The sequence below is a fragment of the Nostoc sp. DedSLP04 genome (genome assembly GCF_034530775.1).
In the GTDB taxonomy this organism is placed as follows: domain Bacteria; phylum Cyanobacteriota; class Cyanobacteriia; order Cyanobacteriales; family Nostocaceae; genus Nostoc.
Genome location: NZ_JAVRCL010000018.1, coordinates 87,679 through 106,614 on the forward strand (window position 1 = coordinate 87,679; position 18,936 = coordinate 106,614).

Consider the following 18,936-nt stretch of genomic DNA (forward strand, 5'->3'; position numbering starts at 1 on the left):
ACTCCTAACTTTTCTTATAACCAATCATTGTCTTCTTCATCATCCCAGTTATCTTGGTAGCTGGGGCGGGATTTGCGTGGAGGACGGCTTTCATAAGCGGAAGAACGATTATCGCGGCTATAATCTCTGTCATAGTCTCTGCCATAATCTTTACTGTATGAGTCGCGTTCTCGATATGTATCTCTGGGAAATTCGCGTTCTCGTTCTTTATCACCGCCGATAAAGATGTCACGGATAGTCCCAAACAAGTCATCGTCTTCATCTTCAGCATAAGTCTGGCGGACTTCCCGATTTAGCTCGTAGAGAGCATCTTGTAAGTCGGCGTAGGCTTGATCGATACCGCGATCGCTATTTTCCTGAAGACTCTCTTTCAGTTGTCGGCAAATATTATCAATTCTTTGGCGGCGGTTGCGGGCAAACTGCATACCAAATTCCAGCGCTACTTCTCTCAGTTGTCGTTCTGCTTGGAAAATCAATGCCTCAGAACGAGTCCGCTTTTCTATTCTTTCTTTACGTTCGCGATCGACATCGGCGTATTTTTGAGCGTCTTGAATCATCCGATTCACTTCTGACTCGTTCAAGGTGGAAGCGCCTTGAATGGTGATACTCTGCTCTCGCCCTGTGGTTCTATCTAAGGCTGTTACCTGTAAAATACCATTAGCATCAATATCAAATGACACCTGAACTTGGGGAATTCCTCGTGGTGCGGGTGGGATGCCGTAGAGCTTGAACCGTCCTAAAGACTTGTTGGTTGCTGCCATTTCCCGTTCGCCCTGGACTACGTGAATTTCCACAGTATTTTGGTTATTTTCAGACGTGGAAAAAATATCAGAACGACGTACTGGGATAGTGGTGTTGCGGGGGATAAGTTTTTTCATCACGCCGCCGATGGTTTCCAATCCCAAAGAGAGGGGTGTGACATCCAAAAGCAGCACATCTTTGAGTTCGCCTGCAAGAATACCTGCTTGAATTGCTGCACCCACTCCCACGACTTCATCAGGGTTAACGTTTTCGTTCGGTTCTGTACCAATCAAGTCCCGTACAAGCTGCTTTACCATTGGCATTCGTGTAGAACCGCCAACTAACACAACTTCTTCAATGTCTCTAGGTGAAAGTCCGGCATCTTTGAGAGCGCGTTTCACTGGTGTTCGCAATCTTCCCACCAAATCACCACACAAACCTTCAAACTGGGAACGAGTTAAACGAGTTTCGAGATGTTTAGGGCCATCTGCCGTGGCAGTGATGAAGGGTAAATTAATCTCGGTGACGCTAACAGCAGAAAGCTCAATTTTGGCTTTTTCCGCCGCTTCCATCAGACGTTGTAAAGCTTGGCGATCGCGTCTTAAGTCTACCTCTTCTGTTTCCAGAAATTGCTCTGCTAACCAATCTACGATTATTTTGTCAAAGTCGTTACCACCAAGTTGCGTATCGCCACTGGTAGCTTTGACTTCAAATATCCCATCGCCTACTTCTAAAATCGACACATCAAAAGTGCCACCACCCAAGTCAAAGACTAAAATAGTTTCCGTGTCACCCCGATCTAATCCATAAGCTAAAGATGCCGCAGTCGGTTCATTGAGAATCCGCAACACTTCTAAACCAGCAATTCTGCCAGCATCGCGGGTTGCCTGCCGTTGAGAATCATTAAAATAGGCGGGTACTGTAATCACTGCCCCTGTGACTGGTTCACCCAAATAGCGACTAGCATCGTCTGCCAATTTCTTCAGCACCATTGCCGAAATTTCTTCTGGGGCAAAATCTTTATTCAGACGAGGACAGGCAATTTTAATATTACCTACTTCGTCTTTGCGGATGGTGTAGGGTACACGCTTGGAATCTGCATTAAGTTCGCCATACTTCCGCCCAATGAAACGTTTAACTGCAAAAAAGGTATTTTGAGGATTGAGGACGGTTTGTCGCCGTGCCATTTGCCCAACCACCCTTTCACCTTCTTTGCTGAAGCCAACTACGGAGGGGGTTGTTCGCATTCCTTCTGCATTGGCAATCACCACCGGCTTGCCACCCTCCATAACGGCGACTACTGAGTTGGTTGTACCCAAGTCGATGCCGACTACCTTGCCCATGCGTTACTCTTCTCCTAAAGTGTCTTATATATTTATTATGATTGGGCGGAACTACCTCTAGCTTTGTGCTACAAGATAAAAACACCTCAATGTATAATACCGATCATTAAGGCAGTAAGCTAAGAAGTGCAGCTAGAGGAGATAGTTGCAAGACTAGGATAGCATTGAGATGGTTGGTGTGCCCAAGCAGCCTCAATTCTTGATATCCCCCTACTTCTGTTTAAGTTCTCTGCAAATTGGTAAGTTAAACTTAACAACGCTTGCTCTGCTTTTTTGAGTGCCTAAAAATTCTCATATTATTGCTACTACTTAAAAGATTTGAATTTAACACAGCGATTACAGACTTCCCTGAGTGAGATAGCGCGAGAACGCGATCCTTACATGGCAACGGCTGGGCATTTTTTTGTCCAAGAATATATCCGCCAGCAATTTTCTCAATGGGGGAGTGTGGAAATCCACACCTTTGAAGTCAGAGGTAAAACTTGTAATAACTTGATATTAAATTTACCATCCCAAGCTAAAGGGCAAAAAAAGGATTTACTACCAATTTTAATTGGCGCTCATTATGATGGCGTTCCGGGAACAGTTGCGGCTGATGATAATGCTACAGGTGTCGCGGTGTTGCTGGAATTAGCGAGAAAATTTGCTGCCGAACCTGTGAAATATCCCTTAAGACTGGTTGCTTTCGATATGGAAGAATACGGCTTACTGGGTAGTGCTGACTATGCAGCCCTGTTGCATCAAGAAAAGCAACAGCTACGCTTAATGATCTCCCTAGAAATGCTGGGCTATAAAGATTCTACACCTGGTTCCCAAAGTTACCCCCCTCCTCTGGAACGCTTCTACCCAGATACAGGTGATTTTATTGCTTTAATTGGCAACTTGCGGACATTGCCTGACTTAATTGGGATGAGCCGTAATATTCGCAAAGCTGGCGTATCTAGTCAATGGCTACCCGTGCCGAATCGAGGTTTAATAGTTCCCCAAACCAGACTTAGCGATCATGCACCTTTTTGGGATTTGGGTTATCCGGCAATGATGGTGACAGATACGGCATTCTTGCGAAATCCACATTATCACAAAGCTAGTGATGCGATCGCTACTTTGGATTTAGATTTTCTGACTCGTGTATGTGAAGGTTTAGAAATTTCGATTCGGCGGTTGTGAAAGCGTGAGTCTTGCATTTTTCACCTCACTTACTTGTTACAAACTGCTATATATTCTTTTTTATTAATCAATATCTTCAACTTTTTTCAATTAGTTATACTATCTTGTTGATGCGATCGGGCATTAGGAGTCAAAGTAATTAAATCGTCAATATTACGCTTCATTGTCTCGCAAATTGCATCTAATGGTAAATCATTAGCGTCATAACCAAAGGGATTTTCTATCTCTAAGCCAATGGCTTCGATGCCAAACACAGTGAACCCAACCAAAGCAGAAATTAAACCTGTCCACCAACCGAGCTTCTCAACTATTTGAAATGGTAGCAGAAAACAATATAATATTAGCAATTGCTTCAAATGAAGGGCATAAGCAAGCGGCATAGGCGTTTTCAAAATACGTTCGCAAGCACCTAAATTATCCACAAGATTATTCAATAATTCTTGCATTGATGTTAGCTGGTAGCTATTAAGGCAATTACGATTATACTGTTCCTGTAAATAATCTCCTATCCAAAAGGCAACCTCTATAGGGGGATTATTCATAATCTTCAGTTTTATATACTTAGTAGATGGCATTAAATCTTCTAACTCGCTATTGACAGTTTCTCCTCGCAAATGTAATTTAGTTGTTACTGCAAAAGCCGCCAATAAGTTTAATGCCGTAATTTTCTTGTCTTTATCTTCTGGTAAAATTTCATCAACTGATACCCAAATTTGCCTTGCTAAATTTCGGGTGTTATTTACTATAGATCCCCAGCATTTTCTTCCTTCCCAAAATCGCTCATAAGCAGTATTTGTCCGAAAGACAAGTAACAAACCTAAAACAATACTAGGAATCACATTTGCTAAGATTGGCTGGGATACAGGTTTTTCAAAATGGTGAAGCAGAGAAATTAAAAATCCGAAAGCTCCACACCATAAAATATGTTTGAAAATTGCTTTCGTGACTGAACCTTTAGGTTGTAGTGCTGTGCGTAACAATTTGATTTTTTCGGCTATCATGTAGTCACCCTAATAAAATATTTATTGAACCGATACACTCAATATTTATTAGCTTAAAAATAATTATAAAAGTAGCATATTTAATAAAGAAATACTTCCAAAAATATTTTTGCTAAGAAAATATACTGGCGACAATGTATTCTAGCTTTTGCGATCCAATATTAACTCTGGTTAAAATCAGGATTTACACAGAGAGTTTTTTGATCGTCAATTAGATAGACATTATATAAAAGTCAAAAGCGATACATAAGCAGTAATTGTAAATAAATGTAAATATTTTTCTGTGGCTGCATAAACTCCACATTTTATCCCGATAAATCTATGGAAGAAAAGGTATACTCCTATCGTTAATGTTCATACAACATTAGTCGGTATTATGTACCTTAGTAAATCAAAAAGTTCTAGCCTGTAAAAATCCTGCCCTGTAGATTAAACATCTAGACATAACTTATTGGGTTATGTCTTTTTTGTTGTCGTTAGTCTCAAAACGTTGAATTTCAATCAAATAACCATCAGGATCGCGGAAAAAGCAATGGTAAATCTTGTACTTTTTATTTAGTGTCGGTGGCTTTTCAAATTCAACGCCACGTTTTTTGAGATATTCAAACCATTCATCCACCTGCTGTGTTACTAGGGTAAAAATAACACTTGATTGCTTTTCGGTTGGAGGACTTAATTTTTCACTTGCTTGACATAATCCTAAGTATCCAGAACCAATAACAGTATAAATTCGGCAGGTTCCTTGGTCAAGCCATAACTCCAAACCTAGCTTTTGTTCGTAGAATTCTGTAGATACATTGAGGTTATGGGTAGAAAAGAAGGTAACTTGTTGGTCGATTTGCGGATGAGTAGACATAAAACACATTTGAGTATATACCCTAACGACATCGGGCGATCGCAGATGTAAAAATTGATTGATGTTAGAAACCTGTTACTGCTCCAGAATGCTTAAGTGCATCTGGAGTTTTTTTTGAAAAAAGCCATAAAAATTTTCCCAATCATCCTGATATGGCAAAACATAGCTGAATAAGGATGCATACTGAATTATCTATATTTAACATGGGCATCACTTATTGATGTACCCCTTCTATCAAACAACTCTCGCAAAACAGCCTCAGCTTATCTGGGGCTGTTTTGCGTTACTTCCAATAGAGAAGGGTGTAATGAGAATCCTCAAACACTTTTATCTGTATTTGAGTGTATACCCTGATGACGTAGGTTTATCTCAAGGTGAAAATTTGGTATAGGTAAATGCGTATCTTTCCTGGCTCCAGATTTGTCACAAACATTTCTGGAGTTTTTCCATTACTGAAGTTTGAAATTAGCAATCTAATCTAAACTCTAATGAATATTTTATTTTGATTATGAACACGTATGTACTACTAATTAACGATTAAACTGTGCCAGTTGCGTAAGTCTTGTGGAATTAATACTATTTAGGTATTAATTATATATGTATGAAGTTGGATGTAATTAAGAAAAAAATTAAGAAATCAAATTTATCTAATCACTCAAAAGCTTTACCAGTAAAGGTTTAAAGTAGGTACGACCGTGAAAGGTGATTGCGTGGTCGAAGTCAGCGCAATCACCCTTAGTTTACATATACCATAACTTCAAATGAGTAACCTCAATTTCTATTTTTTCAGTTAGTTGGTGGAGAAAGTACAACCAATCTTTCAAATTCGAGCAATTGTCGCTGTTCGTTGGTTAGAAAAATGTACCCAGTGATATAATTCTGTCCATTATAAAGTGGGTAAAATCTGCTGCCATTAGGCACAGTTTTATCAACTATTTGTAGAATTAAACTAAATAGCCTGCGATCATCGACAAAATCATCTTTAAACTCAAGCTTTGTACTATATATTTTGCCATTAACTTTAAAAGAAACTTCAGCAGCTTGGTTATTTTGCCATTCAAATAAAATATCAGTTGGAGCAAAATTCCCTCGTGAAAATTTTGCAAATTTATGGATAAGCCGCTTATAACTATCTTCTCTAGAAGTGGCTTCCAAATCAATACTAGGAACAAAAGTATCAAAGACTTGCAATAATTGATAGTAGTTAGTAATATAACTTTGTCTAATATTATCTTTACTTACATTTATTTGTTGAGGTGTTAAGTGATTTAATAATCCAATTTTACCTAAAATTACAATAACTTCTTCTATCCGGTCTGTTGTTAATTCTTTCTCTTGTTCGTTAAGACTATTTAGATTAAAAATATATGATTTCTCTAAAAATAATTTAAATTGCTTGTTTGTAAGTGCGATAAATCCAAAAGTGTTACTATTTTCTAGCGCTGATAAACCTATTAGTTCGTCACTAACAACTCCTATATCATAAAGTCGATACGACGAACCCATATCCCGCAGTATTTTATTAAATAAGAAAAAAAATTCTCTTCTATCAGCGATAGGTATAGAAAATTCGTTTTTGATAACTGGATATAAATTATATTGATATTTTCTCCCATTGGTATATATTGAAAATATCATTGGAGCATCAATCGAAAAACTATCAATTTTAATGTTTGCTATGCCTGATTGATGCAGCATACTAACAATGCATTGATAAATTGTTGGTAAGTACTCATATAATTTTTTAGAGTAATCTTTGAGGTCAAAAATTACTGCATTATTAAAGTACTTAAATAACTGAATATTACTAGTAATATTTTCTGCTTGGATATTTTGTATTAGTTTGGTATAACCATCAGCAGACAATATACTATTAGAACGCAAGGTTTTAAGGTGAGGTTCTAAATCCTTCCGTTGTAAATTCTCATAAACCCTCATTTGATTTTCAGCTTGCTGAAATAAATCGATATCCATTTTGATATAACTAGCTTTAACCTCTGTTTCTAGTCGTTGATAAACACGTTCGGTAATAACTCCCGACTGTTTGAGATCATGCAACAGTTGGAGTAGTTCTAAGCGCATTTCCTCAGTCAACTCAGTGAGGGGTTCAAATACAATAGCAACTCTAAATAACTTAGGAAAATCAGGGCTAAGTCGGCGCTTTCTTGCCTCCTGTGCAAGTTCATCGAGCAACATCGAACGGCTAGGTATTTCACCTTCTGTCATTGAAAACTGTATCTGCTGGTACGTTTCTTCCGACATTAAGTTTAAGTTACGAAGGTTACGTGCTATGTCTGATATAGACACCATATTTTTAGAATTAGCATTATGAGATTGGGCAATTAGCTGATTAAGTGGAAATACTGTAAAAATAATTATTAATAAAACACTAAGCAACTGCTTAATAAACCACAATACTAAATAATTTTTTTTTGCATTAGCTACAGATTCCAAGTGTATGCAATGTTTACTGATACATTTATAACAAAGTTTTACTATTACCATTTTTATTATATGGATTTTTATTTGATTACGTGAAAAAATGAGTAATAGCAATATGAAGTAAATTAGAAGTGAGTCTGCATCTACCCTTATTGATTTGACTCAGAAGAAAATAGTTAAGCAATCGCACTTTTGATTTGGACTATATCAAAGTGCGATCGCAGTAAATATAAATGTTTATTTCGTTGTATATGTTACAAAAATATCCTTTTTCATTTCAACTTCTGCCGGTGCTTCTGGATCGTAAGCTGGTGATAATAAAAAACTAGCAAATGATGGCAAAGGAACTCCAGTTTTAGAACTACATGAGGGATAAAATAATGTGTAAAATGGCTCGGCGACAGAAGGAGTACTAAGTTTAACTTCCATTGCAGTTGCTAAAGCCTGGGCGCGGCTTTGAGCATCTTTCATCGCTGATTGATAAACTGAACTCTGCAAAGCTTGACAGTCATTTACAGCATAGTCAACACCCACACTCTTGACAGAAAGGTTTTCAATTTGGCTCGTGGACTTGTTCGCTGTAGCAACAATTTCCTGGACGCGATCGCGCGTTGGTTTTTCTAGTCTCACCAATATCTTGGCGTTATTTTCACTGGAATTAGGATTAATTTGCACTTGAATTTTATCAGCCTTAATGCCTTTAGCAACTAAGCTATCCACTACAGGCTGAAGAGTTGCTTTAGTTAGGGATTTTTTGTTTGGTAAAGGTTCTGCTGCTGTTTTGTAATTAAAAAGTAGAGTTGGTGAGGATATGCGGCGGGTTTCTGGGAAGGATGATGGTTGCGTTTGTAACTCATCATTGCTACCTCCACTACTGAATACCAACTTAATATCCGCTGTATCTGCTGGCACTCTCACTACCCCTTGACCGATTACCATTAATGAATGGCGATCGCTTGCTGGTGGGTAAAACAATTGGGCATTAGTGACTTTAGGTGTTAATGCCCCTACCCCAACAGTCACGGAAATACTTAGCATTAGAGCAGTTATTTTTCTCATATCCTGGGAATATCCTTTGAACTTATGTGATTGTCAAAGTTTACACCTCAATAGGAATATACTTAAAAAAATATTGAGCTAATCTCACAACCTTTAGTCGTGGGATTAACTCAAATATTCAAAATTCACTGCGGACGTTATTGATATCTCAGCAAAGAGCCAAATCTGGTTAGAACTATTAACCAAACCAATGAGAGGGTTCACAAGCTGGTTGAACTGTTTCACAAACACGATGGCTAATCCAATCTGACTTTTCTTGAACGATTAGACAAATGCCTTGGTGAATCAAATTCTGTAAATGTAGTTGCTGCTCTAAAGGTTTACGAGGCAATTTGTAATAAGCCAAGCTTCCTTGTTCAGCCTCCGCTGGAATCTGTTCATTAGACATGACGCTGTAAAAGGAGGGAATGCGGTTGAGGACGAAAGTAATTAGCTCTTGGCGTAAATCAGGAATCGCAAAGGCTTGTTGATATGGATGGGATGGATATGTATTCAAAATACTTTCAATTTCTCCCACTATTGATTGTTGTGTTAAATTGACTACCGTTTTCATGGTTTTTAAACTCCTTTTTTAATCAAGTCAATGCTTGGTGGAGAGAATAACTTTTTTAGATGGCAAAGTCGTGATGACAATCAGTTAAAATTAATTAAACTTACAGATGCAATCAATCCCAAAACTAGCCTCTTATGTTGGTACAATCTCAGACATTTGGCTTTGCTTATTTTAGTTAAAGTTTATACTGTTTTACAGCATTACTTATTAAAACAGCGTCCCATAAGCTGGTAAGTCACCGACATTTTATATTTATAATCCTAATTATTTCAAATTTGTGCCTTTTTGACAGAAATCTACATAAAACGCAGTACAAAGACTAGGGGATCAAGGTTAACAGCAGTAAAATAACCTGAATTAGGAACAAGTTTTTCATTAAGTTAAGCTTTTTGGCTAATTGGCATCACTTTTTAGGTTCGCAGCAAAATTTGCTATTTCATCTAAAAAACTTATTTTTTGCACTTTGATTTAGTCAGTCATAAAAATAGCGACTCACGATAGTGCAGGATCAGTCTAGCGACAGATGAAATGATTGGGCAAAAACGTTTAAAAAGTTCACATTATCAAAAGATAGATGATGCAACTGATTGTTAATTTCATCAGCCGCAGCTAATCCAGAAAGCATCGCACCTTCGACAAGATTGCCGCCACACCAATCACCACAGCAAACTAAAGGTAAGGGAGTTTTGGCAGACAAAAAAGCTTCGTGCCAAGGACGGCTAGGAAAGGCATAACGCCAACGATGTACTTGCATCCATTCGGGAGTATTTAGCCAAGGAAGGGACAGAGATTCAGCTGCTCGTTGCAACATATATTGTCCGGCAGGTTGTAAATCCTGTGATTCTAGATGACTTTTGGCAAAATCAGCGCTACTTTGCACCACAAAATGTGGTTGTTGAGGGTTAGGACGCTTGCTACTGTCCAAACCAATCCATGCTAAATCAGCATCATCTACAAAAGTTAAAGCTTTCCACTGAGGGAGAGGTTGAGATGTAGAAGGATATCCAGCGATCGCACTAATCGAAGGATAAAATTCTACAGAACGCAAGTTATTAAGAAAGGCTGCATCCAATACACTCTCACCCAAAGATTCCAATAACATCACTGCTTGGGGTGCAGGAATAGCGACAACTATAGCTTTTGCAGTTAATTCTTCATTACTAGATTCCAGAGTCAGACGCCAGCTATCTTCGGAAGTTGGAGTAATAGCGATGACACGCTGATTCAGTAATATTTCTAAACCTGGAGCGAGGGATTTAGCGATCGCACTCATTCCCGCAGGCGCAACATAACGCGGACTGCGGTTTTTCGGTTCAGATAAAGGAGCGCCTGTTGTAAGTTCGTAAACCTCATCTGTCCAAACTTCTAGGATATGGTGGGATTGCAATATCTCCACAAAACGTTTCAACAATTCACCCTTTGGCTTCAGGTAACAAGCCCCATGATCCGCCAAAGTTCCATGCAAGCGGCGTGTAGCCAGTCTTCCTCCCAAACCACGCGACTTTTCCACCACTACCACCGAATATCCAGCTTGACTTAACTGCTGGGCACAGACTAAACCGGCAATTCCGGCACCAATCACTGCAATATCAGTCATGAGTCAATAGTCCTTTGTTATTCGTCCTTAGTCATTATTTATCAAATGACCAAGGACGAATAACAAAGGACAAAATAGCTAATAGTAGAATAAGGTACAGAAAGCTGCACGGAAGGGAGGAAGGGAAATTGGATGAAATGAGGGCGGCGCTAGAGTTAGCGACCGAAGAAGAATTGCAAGACTTAACGGCAATTCTATTTAGTCGTAAGTTCAATCCCTTAGACTATGTACACACACCCGAACCCATCGAAGTGCAAAGCCAAGACCGCAAAGCTTGGTTAGATGCACTAGAGGGCCGCTTTCGTTTTTTGGCGGCAGATGGGATGACAGTATTACGAGGACGCACAGGACAGGTAACTTACCGACAAGCGTTAGTTCAAGTATGTAAGTATCTAAAAATTCCCTATTCTCATCAGCTGGCAACTATTGATTTAGAAGCAGAAGTCTTTTTGCATCTACTAGGACAGGTGTGGAAAAAATTGCCGGAACAAGAAAAACAAAAATTGACTGTACAAGTGCAGCGCCAGCTGCTCAAATCAGAATTAAAACAACCTTTACCACTTTTATTACAACGCGACCCCTTGGGGTTACTTTTCAAAGGCGGTAGTGCGATCGCGATTACTTCTCTTCTCCAGCCGCTTGTACTTAAGCAAATTGCCCGTCAATTTGCCATCCACTTTGCTACTTATGAAGTAGCCAAACAAGCGGCAATTACAGGCTCAGAAGCAGCTGCAACGCAATTTCAAAGCTATGTAGCAATGCAAATGGCGCAACGGGGTATGACAGTGAGTGCAGCTCGTTATGGGGCAGCCCGCACGATGTTTGCCGTGATTGGGCCAATGATGTGGACTTGGTTTATTGCAGATTTGGGCTGGAGAGCGATCGCTACTAACTATGGTCGAATCATCCCCACTATCTTCGCCTTAGCTCAAATTCGCCTCACTCGTGAGGAATGTTGGGAGCCAGCTTGAACAAGGTTTTTGAATATTTCAAGTCTCGTTGGCAATCTTCTTGGAACTACTCTCTATGGGCACTGTTAATCTTCCCATTGAGTCCTTTTGTGGGGGCTGTAACTGTAGGTTTTGTCTCATTAATAACTTGGCTGAAACAATCCCGCAAAATTAATCGCCGCCCCCTCAACTGGGGATTTGCCCTGTTGAGTGTATTACTGATCGTGAGTGCTGGGTTTGCCCAAGACAAAACAGCAGCTTTCCTCGGCTTATTTAATTTATTACCATTCTTTTTACTTTTCGCTGCCCATAGCGCTCTGATTCAAACATTTGCCCAATTGCGGCAAATGGCTTGGGCTTTAGCGATCGGTTCTATGCCTGTAGCAATTATGGGCTTGGGACAATTATTTTTCGGCTGGAGTTTCAAGTTTCAGTTTGTGTGGGTTGTGTTTAGTTGGACAATCACACCAGGCGGAAACCCACCAGGTCGTATCGCTTCACTTTTCTTGCACGCTAATACCTTCGCAGCTTATCTAGTAATAGTTTTCATCCTTAGTCTAGGGTTGTGGATCGAGCAATGGCGATTAGGGATGAGGTATTGGGGATTAAGCATAAGAGGCAGAGGGGCAGAGGGGCAGAGGGGCAGAGGGGAAAGACTTACTGCGCCCCACTCTCCAGTTCCCTTTCTCTTCCTAACGTTGGCGGGAATTACAAATTTCATTGCCTTGATTTTTACCAACTCGCGTAATGGGTGGGCGATCGCTATTTTTGCCTGTTTAGCTTATGCACTCTACCAAGGTTGGCGCATTCTTGTAGGTAGCGTTGCTGCGATCGTCTCTAGTATTCTTTTGGCAGCTTTTGCTCCCTCATCAGTCGCTCACATTTTTCGCTTCGTAGTTCCTGCCTTCTTTTGGGCAAGGTTAAATGACGATATGTATCCAGATAGACCAGTCGCTTTGATGCGAAAAACTCAGTGGGAGTTTGCCTGGTCTTTAGCTCAACAACATCCTTGGACTGGCTGGGGGTTACGCAGTTTTAGTACACTTTACAAAGCAAAGATGCAGATTCCCTTGGGTCATCCCCATAACTTGTTTTTGATGTTATCTGCTGAAACTGGTTTTCCCAGTGCTTGTTTATTTTGTGGCTTACTAGCTTGGATTGTGATTACAAGTGTCCAATTACTGCAAAATTCAAAATATATAGATGCAGGAGACAAATTGATATTTTTCAGTTATCTTCTGTCCTTTGTTGGGTGGATTTTATTGAATACAGTAGATGTAACTCTCTTTGATTTTCGTTTGAATGCGCTTTCATGGCTAATTTTGGCTGCTATTGTTGGAGTGGTACATCGCGATCGCGATAAAGACAAGCTTGCATCTCGTTAAAATTAGCTATTAGTTTTTTCAGTGTATGCACTGGGGACATTGAGAGTTTTAAGTTAATAAGATTGTTATATTCACGTCTGTGAGTGTGACTAATACCTAATTAGTCACTGTTGCTGATTGTTGGGAAGGTGTAGGGACATCCCTTTGGGGTTTTCCTGCATGACGGGCATCTCTTGTAGATGCCCTTTTGTATATTTATTATTTTTATTCAGTTAAACACTATTTTAAAAAGATTGAATCTAACGCAATATCTGAAAATTTTTATCTTTGATAAAGGAACATAAAATATGATTGCTGAAATTAAACTAGGTCTTTGTAACCCTCCAGAACCTATTTATTTATATGTAAAAAAAGGAGAATTAAGCGGGGAGTCATACTTGTGGTATAATTACTATAATGATAAAACTATTCCTGTACAACAAACAGGGTTGACTGGGTATATATCCGAACTTAAATTAACGACCAAAGAATTTAAAGAAAAAGACAACAATAAGTTAGACATCGTTGTTAGAGCGGATGAAGTTTATATTATTAGGACTGGGAGAGAAACAAACTTTGCTAAAAGTTTTCTTTTAGCTGCATCGCTAATACAGGACTTTTCCAAGCCTCTGATTATCGCTGCAACTGCTGGAGAAGAGAATGTGGTTTTTTGTAACCTCTACGACGCAGCAACCAAAACTAGAATTCACTCTGAATGGAACAGAGATGCTGATTGGCTAGCAATAATTGATAGTATTCAAACTAGGTTGCAGACATCTAAAAATTCCCATATCGTCTCTAGTGAACCAATACTGTTTTAGGAAAACTAGGTAAACCGAGAGATACATTCGCGTTAACCAAGTCAAGACTCTGTATAACTGTTTCAATTATTCTGACGTTGCCTCCATTCACCGCTAAACTTAAGCGAAACTCGATAACCTTTATGATCTGGTAGCAATTCTTTGTGAAACTGCACAAAATTAGGCTTGGTGATATATAGTGTTTCCCGACCTGCTGAGAGTACTGAGTAAATCACTAATAAAATTAGGTAAGCCTCTGCGTACCTTTGCGTTTGACTCTGCGCTCCTCTGCGTTTAAAAACATTATTTCTGTATCTCACGTAACTAGAAATTGCTATAAGCGGCTTGAGCAAGTTGTTGTATCTATGCAACCTCACAGGTAATCGGTGTAAGCTCTCGGTAAAATGGGTGTGTCGGTAACGAAAAAAAGACGCCTCCATAACCAACCTTATGCTCACAACAGCTAACTTTTTTCAGTACACCCAATGGTCAGGTATAGCTACATTGGTATTTGCTGCCTTGACATTTTTGGCTTTTATTCTCAAATGGGGCATCCGCTTTCGGTTGGTGGGTACGACTGGCTTTATGCTGGTGGTGACTGCTGGTTTATTTGGACTCTCAATAGTCCCCTTGAGTCGGACTGTGATTCCTGGAGCAGCCCGGTACACTCTAGTTTATGACAATGGTTCAACACAAGCGGTGATTGCCACATCACCCCAAATTACACCCACACAATTAGAAGCAACTTTACGTCAAGCAGCTAGCAATCTTTTTTCTTATGGCCGTTCAGGTACACAGGAAGACGGAAACTTGACAGTTCGCGCCCGTACCATTATCCACCCGGAAACAGGGATTTCTGTCCCAGTTTATTTGGGTGAGGTCAAGCGATCGCTCATTTCTCATCAAAATTCTCCGGTAACAGTCAAAATTTACACAGACAATTTCGCCAAATTGCCAAAACCTACTGCTTAAGAGGCAGAGAGCAAGGGAGCAGGGGAGCAGGGGAGCAGGGGAGCAGAGGGGCAGAAACAGGGGGAGAAGAATTAATAATCAGTGCCCAGTGCCCCATGCCCAATGCCCAATGCCCAATGCCCCATGCCCAGAGAACAAAAGTAATTTACCTGTTATCAGGATGACAAAAATTATTTTGTATTTACTGATACATTAATGGTTATTTTTAGATTAAGATATTCACACTTTAGTGGTTATACTGTGGGAAAAAGTTAATCAGCGTGGGGTAATGGGTACTGACAGTTGTAATTTGTCAGTTGTTGTCCTAATTGCCCCTGTTGCCATTTTCAAAATTCTTTGCAGCAAATCAAGGGATTGTAGGGAAATATATTTGCATACCTTTACATATATATCTGTAGCTAAAAATTGCATCAAATAATACAACCGCCTACACATTATCAATTCTCGATTGCTTTTCTTGAGAATCTGACAATGTTAATGTTAATTAATTATACGGTTATTCAAAACTTTGATAGTTCGGAATTTCAGACCAATGGGCATTTATAGATTCAAGCAATGTCGTCAAACTACTCAATCAGTCGGCAACAGGACTTATCTATTTAATTGCTTGGTTCAAATCCAGATCGGCTGGGTGTCAGGTTGGAGCCAGCCAAAAACCAGTTTGGCAACAAGTATCCTCGATCGCTAGTCTATTTATATTAAGAAGTATCAAGGTTTTGGTAAACGAGATTATATGCCCAATAATTTTTCTACTCAACCTTCTTTGTCTACTCAAACCTCTAGTTCATTATTTACGCTCACAGTTTCCCCCGCAAAAGTAATCCGTGGTTCTGGGGTGTTGCAAACAGCCGCAGCAGAAATTGCCTGTTTGGGAAGTCGTCCCTTAATTGTGGCAGGTAAGTCTACTCTCGCTATCAGCCAACAAAATTTACTACCAGTTTTAGAAGCGCAGCAGTTACATACTGTCCAAGCTTCTTATGGTGCAGATTGCTGCGAAGCTAGCCTAAAATCTTTACAGAAGAAGGCAAAAGAACATAAAGCTGATGTAATTATCGGTGTTGGTGGCGGCAAAGCCTTAGATACAGCGAAATTAGTCGCACAACAGTTACATCTACCAGTGGTGACAATTCCGACTTCTGGGGCTACTTGTGCAGCTTGGAGTGCCTTATCGAATGTTTATTCGGAAGATGGGGCTTTTCTCTACGATGTGGGGCTATCTCGTTGTCCCGATTTATTGATACTCGATTATGACTTGATTAAAACTGCGCCACAACGTACCTTAGTAGCTGGAATTGGTGATGCGATCGCTAAATGGTATGAAGCCTCGGTTAGCAGTGGACACCTGCAAGACACTTTAATTATTGCTGCGGTGCAACAAGCACGAGTTTTGCGAGATATCTTGTTACAAAAGTCAGTCGCCGCCCTGGAAGAACCAGGTAGTGAGGTTTGGCGAGAAGTGGTAGATGCTACTGTGTTACTAGCTGGAGTAGTTGGGGGACTTGGAGGAGCGCAGTGTCGCACAGTTGCCGCCCATGCCGTGCATAACGGTTTAACTCATATTTCAGGACATGGCAGTATTCATGGCGAAAAAGTTGCTTTTGGGATTTTGGTGCAACTGCGTTTAGAAGAGATGCTACAAGGCAATCAACTAGCAGCATCAGCACGACAACAGTTGTTAAAGTTCTACACAGAAATTGGACTACCCCAGAAATTAAGTGATTTGGGATTGGGCAATATTACATTAGGTGAATTGCAAACAGCCGCCGAAATGGCTCTAGTTCCTAATTCTGACATCCATCGACTACCGTTTAAAGTCGCGCCAGAACAGTTGATGGCGGCAATGGTTTCTACCACTGCACCTATAGATAGTAGAGATACTACAAATCGAGTTTCGCCCAAGGGAATGAGTGACGAGGTTTTATGAGTTTAAATTGGATTGTCCCAGCAGAACGCATACAAAAACTACCACCTTATGTATTTGCCCGTTTAGATGAACTGAAAGCTAAAGCACGGGAACAAGGGTTAGATTTAATTGATTTGGGTATGGGAAACCCCGATGGTGCAACGCCAGCACCAGTTGTTGAAGCGGCGATCGCAGCTTTAAAAGATTCTAGCAATCACGGTTATCCACCTTTTGAGGGCACAGCTAGTTTCCGCCGTGCCATTACTAACTGGTATCGTCGCCGTTATGATGTGGTTCTCGATCCTGATAGCGAAGCCTTGCCATTGCTGGGTTCTAAAGAAGGATTAACCCATTTAGCGATCGCCTACATTAACCCTGGTGATTTAGTTCTGGTTCCTTCCCCAGCTTATCCGGCACATTTTCGCGGCCCGGCGATCGCTGGTGGGAAAATCCATAGTTTGATTCTTAAACCTGAAAATGACTGGTTAATTGATTTAGCTGCCATTCCTGACGAAGTTGCAAGACAAGCCAAGATACTCTATTTCAACTATCCCAGCAATCCCACCGCCGCCACCGCCCCCCGCGAATTTTTTGAAGAAATCGTCGCTTTCGCCCGCAAATATGAAATTTTGCTGGTGCATGATTTGTGTTACGCCGAGTTAGCTTTTGATGGTTATCAACCCACTAGCTTGTTAGAAATTCCTGGTGCGAAAGATATTGGTGTGGAATTTCACACCTTATCTAAAACCTACAATATGGCTGGTTGGCGCGTCGGGTTTGTCGTGGGGAACCGCCATGTAATTCAAGGTTTGCGGACGCTGAAAACTAACTTGGATTACGGCATTTTTGCCGCATTACAAACAGCAGCCGAAACAGCTTTGCAACTGCCAGATGTGTATTTGCACGAGGTACAACAACGCTACCGTACCCGCCGCGATTTCCTGATTCACGGGTTAGGAGAGTTAGGTTGGGATATCCCCAAAACCAAGGCGACGATGTATCTTTGGGTGAAGTGTCCCGTTGGCGTTGGTTCCACAGATTTTGCCCTGAACGTGTTGCAACAAACAGGCGTTGTGGTTACTCCCGGTAATGCCTTTGGAGTTGCAGGTGAGGGTTATGTCAGGATCAGTTTGATTGCAGACTGCGATCGCTTGGGTGAAGCTTTAAACCGCTTCAAGCAAGCTGGCATCCGCTATCAGCCTGAAGCTGTAGTCCCTGCTTCAGAAGCGATCGCCGATCTGGTTAGTTGATTAGAGAAAAAAAACCAATATTACATGACTAAAATTTTTGCTGACGATCTTTGAGATCGTGTAACAAATACGATTATACGAAGCGACAGCTATTGCAAGTGAACTCTCTAACCTAGACTTTCAGGTTGAGACAACCCGTAGCTATATTCAATAGACTTCTTGCAGTAGTGGGGGAAGGGGCAAAGGTATGGAACTTTCCCTTCCCCTTTAACCTTTCCCAACATCTTGCAAAAATAACTTTGCAAGATGTGTAATATCTGCTGCCAAAAGTTAATGTAGCATTTATTACCCGCAAACTAGGATATTGAATGAAGACGGAGGGCAGTTCGAGTTTACGGAAGACTGCCTTCTGCTTGCTGTCTTTCTTAATAAATACCTAATCTTAAATCCAATATCTAATTTTTTTGCTATGGTGATCCCAAAGGAATTGTTAAGTGCTTACGAGATGTAAATTAAATGACTAATCAATAATTAAGTATTACTTGATACAAAAAAATAAGTAATTTACCTATAAAATACATCTTTCTTATTACTTATTGGGTTGGACAATATGTGTTTCAATATCTTCTAATGTTTGTAACAATAAACGATTTGCCTGCAATTTCCAACCCCATTTCTGAACTCTATAAGCTAATACAGTTCCAACTACACACGCTAACAAGCCTATGGGTTGATTTAAAGAAATTCCTAGTAACAAACCCAATCCAGCAATTCCCCAAAATGGTAAGGCTACTGCTTGTCTTTGTTCTTCTACAACTTGGGTAATTAGATTAGATTTCATCGTAGCAAGTAATGCCTCTTTCACTTGCTGCTGTTCTGTTACGGATACTGTTAAACCTATTTTACGGCGTAGTTTTTCTATTTTACGGGCATCAGTACTGTATTCAGTTAGTTCATCTTCTGCCATTTTCAGGAGTCGTTCTAGCTGCGCCATAATT

Annotated in this window: 17 protein-coding genes; 8 read left to right on the plus strand and 9 right to left on the minus strand. The window is 40.2% G+C overall.

All coding sequences use genetic code 11. The annotated features are described in order from the left end of the window. Window positions 1-14: 14 nt before the first annotated feature. Window positions 15-2,084, minus strand: coding sequence for a molecular chaperone DnaK (dnaK, locus tag RMX89_RS13075; protein ID WP_322689229.1), 2,070 nt, complete (start codon window positions 2,082-2,084; stop codon window positions 15-17). Between the two features lie 318 nt (window positions 2,085-2,402). Between dnaK and RMX89_RS13080 the strand changes: the two genes are divergently transcribed. After that, window positions 2,403-3,251 carry a M28 family peptidase gene (locus RMX89_RS13080; protein WP_322689230.1) on the plus strand — a complete coding sequence of 283 codons (849 nt, stop codon included), beginning with the start codon at window positions 2,403-2,405 and terminating at the stop codon, window positions 3,249-3,251. Window positions 3,252-3,337: 86 nt separating this feature from the next. Here RMX89_RS13080 and RMX89_RS13085 read toward each other — a convergent pair whose 3' ends face one another. From RMX89_RS13085 to RMX89_RS13110, 6 genes are all read right to left on the minus strand, one after another. Continuing rightward, window positions 3,338-4,252, minus strand: coding sequence for a bestrophin family protein (locus RMX89_RS13085; protein ID WP_322673290.1), 915 nt, complete (start codon window positions 4,250-4,252; stop codon window positions 3,338-3,340). A gap of 448 nt (window positions 4,253-4,700) precedes the next feature. After that, window positions 4,701-5,108: a VOC family protein gene (locus tag RMX89_RS13090; protein WP_322685380.1), complete on the minus strand. Its 408-nt coding sequence runs from the start codon at window positions 5,106-5,108 to the stop codon at window positions 4,701-4,703. A gap of 786 nt (window positions 5,109-5,894) precedes the next feature. Next, window positions 5,895-7,613, minus strand: coding sequence for a hypothetical protein (locus RMX89_RS13095; protein ID WP_322689231.1), 1,719 nt, complete (start codon window positions 7,611-7,613; stop codon window positions 5,895-5,897). Between the two features lie 174 nt (window positions 7,614-7,787). Continuing rightward, entirely contained in the window at window positions 7,788-8,609 is an 822-nt protein-coding gene (locus RMX89_RS13100) for an SIMPL domain-containing protein (protein WP_322689232.1), read from the minus strand. Between the two features lie 178 nt (window positions 8,610-8,787). Continuing rightward, entirely contained in the window at window positions 8,788-9,162 is a 375-nt protein-coding gene (locus RMX89_RS13105) for a hypothetical protein (protein WP_322673286.1), read from the minus strand. Window positions 9,163-9,670: 508 nt separating this feature from the next. Then, entirely contained in the window at window positions 9,671-10,759 is a 1,089-nt protein-coding gene (locus RMX89_RS13110; RefSeq protein ID WP_322673285.1) for an NAD(P)/FAD-dependent oxidoreductase, read from the minus strand. Window positions 10,760-10,887: 128 nt separating this feature from the next. Between RMX89_RS13110 and RMX89_RS13115 the strand changes: the two genes are divergently transcribed. The 3 genes from RMX89_RS13115 to RMX89_RS13125 all read left to right on the plus strand — a co-directional run bounded on the left by RMX89_RS13115 (window position 10,888) and on the right by RMX89_RS13125 (window position 13,894). Beyond that, complete coding sequence (locus tag RMX89_RS13115; protein ID WP_322673284.1) at window positions 10,888-11,730, plus strand: YaaW family protein; 843 nt, start codon at window positions 10,888-10,890, stop codon at window positions 11,728-11,730. Further along, the gene (locus RMX89_RS13120; RefSeq protein WP_322689233.1) at window positions 11,712-13,094 is read left to right on the plus strand and encodes an O-antigen ligase family protein; all 1,383 of its coding nucleotides are present in this window, start codon (window positions 11,712-11,714) and stop codon (window positions 13,092-13,094) included. Before RMX89_RS13115 ends, RMX89_RS13120 begins: the two co-directional genes overlap by 19 nt. Before the next feature lie 287 nt (window positions 13,095-13,381). Next, complete coding sequence (locus RMX89_RS13125) at window positions 13,382-13,894, plus strand: hypothetical protein (protein ID WP_322689234.1); 513 nt, start codon at window positions 13,382-13,384, stop codon at window positions 13,892-13,894. Between the two features lie 62 nt (window positions 13,895-13,956). Here RMX89_RS13125 and RMX89_RS13130 read toward each other — a convergent pair whose 3' ends face one another. Beyond that, on the minus strand, window positions 13,957-14,313 hold the full coding sequence (locus tag RMX89_RS13130) for a hypothetical protein (RefSeq protein WP_322689235.1): 357 nt from the start codon (window positions 14,311-14,313) through the stop codon (window positions 13,957-13,959). A 10-nt stretch (window positions 14,314-14,323) separates the two neighbouring features. On the opposite strand from RMX89_RS13130, the gene RMX89_RS13135 reads away from it, so the two are divergent. From RMX89_RS13135 to RMX89_RS13150, 4 genes are all read left to right on the plus strand, one after another. Then, complete coding sequence (locus RMX89_RS13135) at window positions 14,324-14,845, plus strand: Ycf51 family protein (RefSeq protein WP_322685371.1); 522 nt, start codon at window positions 14,324-14,326, stop codon at window positions 14,843-14,845. Between the two features lie 532 nt (window positions 14,846-15,377). Then, window positions 15,378-15,533: a hypothetical protein gene (locus RMX89_RS13140; protein WP_322689236.1), complete on the plus strand. Its 156-nt coding sequence runs from the start codon at window positions 15,378-15,380 to the stop codon at window positions 15,531-15,533. Window positions 15,534-15,578: 45 nt separating this feature from the next. Then, a complete protein-coding gene (locus tag RMX89_RS13145; RefSeq protein ID WP_322689237.1) occupies window positions 15,579-16,769 on the plus strand; it encodes an iron-containing alcohol dehydrogenase family protein in 1,191 nt (396 codons plus the stop codon). Then, window positions 16,766-17,998 (plus strand): aspartate aminotransferase, encoded by a 1,233-nt coding sequence (locus RMX89_RS13150; protein WP_322689238.1) that lies wholly within the window; start codon window positions 16,766-16,768, stop codon window positions 17,996-17,998. The genes RMX89_RS13145 and RMX89_RS13150 overlap by 4 nt, the downstream gene beginning before the upstream one ends. A 529-nt stretch (window positions 17,999-18,527) precedes the next feature. Here RMX89_RS13150 and RMX89_RS13155 read toward each other — a convergent pair. Then, on the minus strand, window positions 18,528-18,932 hold the full coding sequence (locus RMX89_RS13155; protein ID WP_322689239.1) for a hypothetical protein: 405 nt from the start codon (window positions 18,930-18,932) through the stop codon (window positions 18,528-18,530). Between the last annotated feature and the right edge of the window lie 4 nt (window positions 18,933-18,936).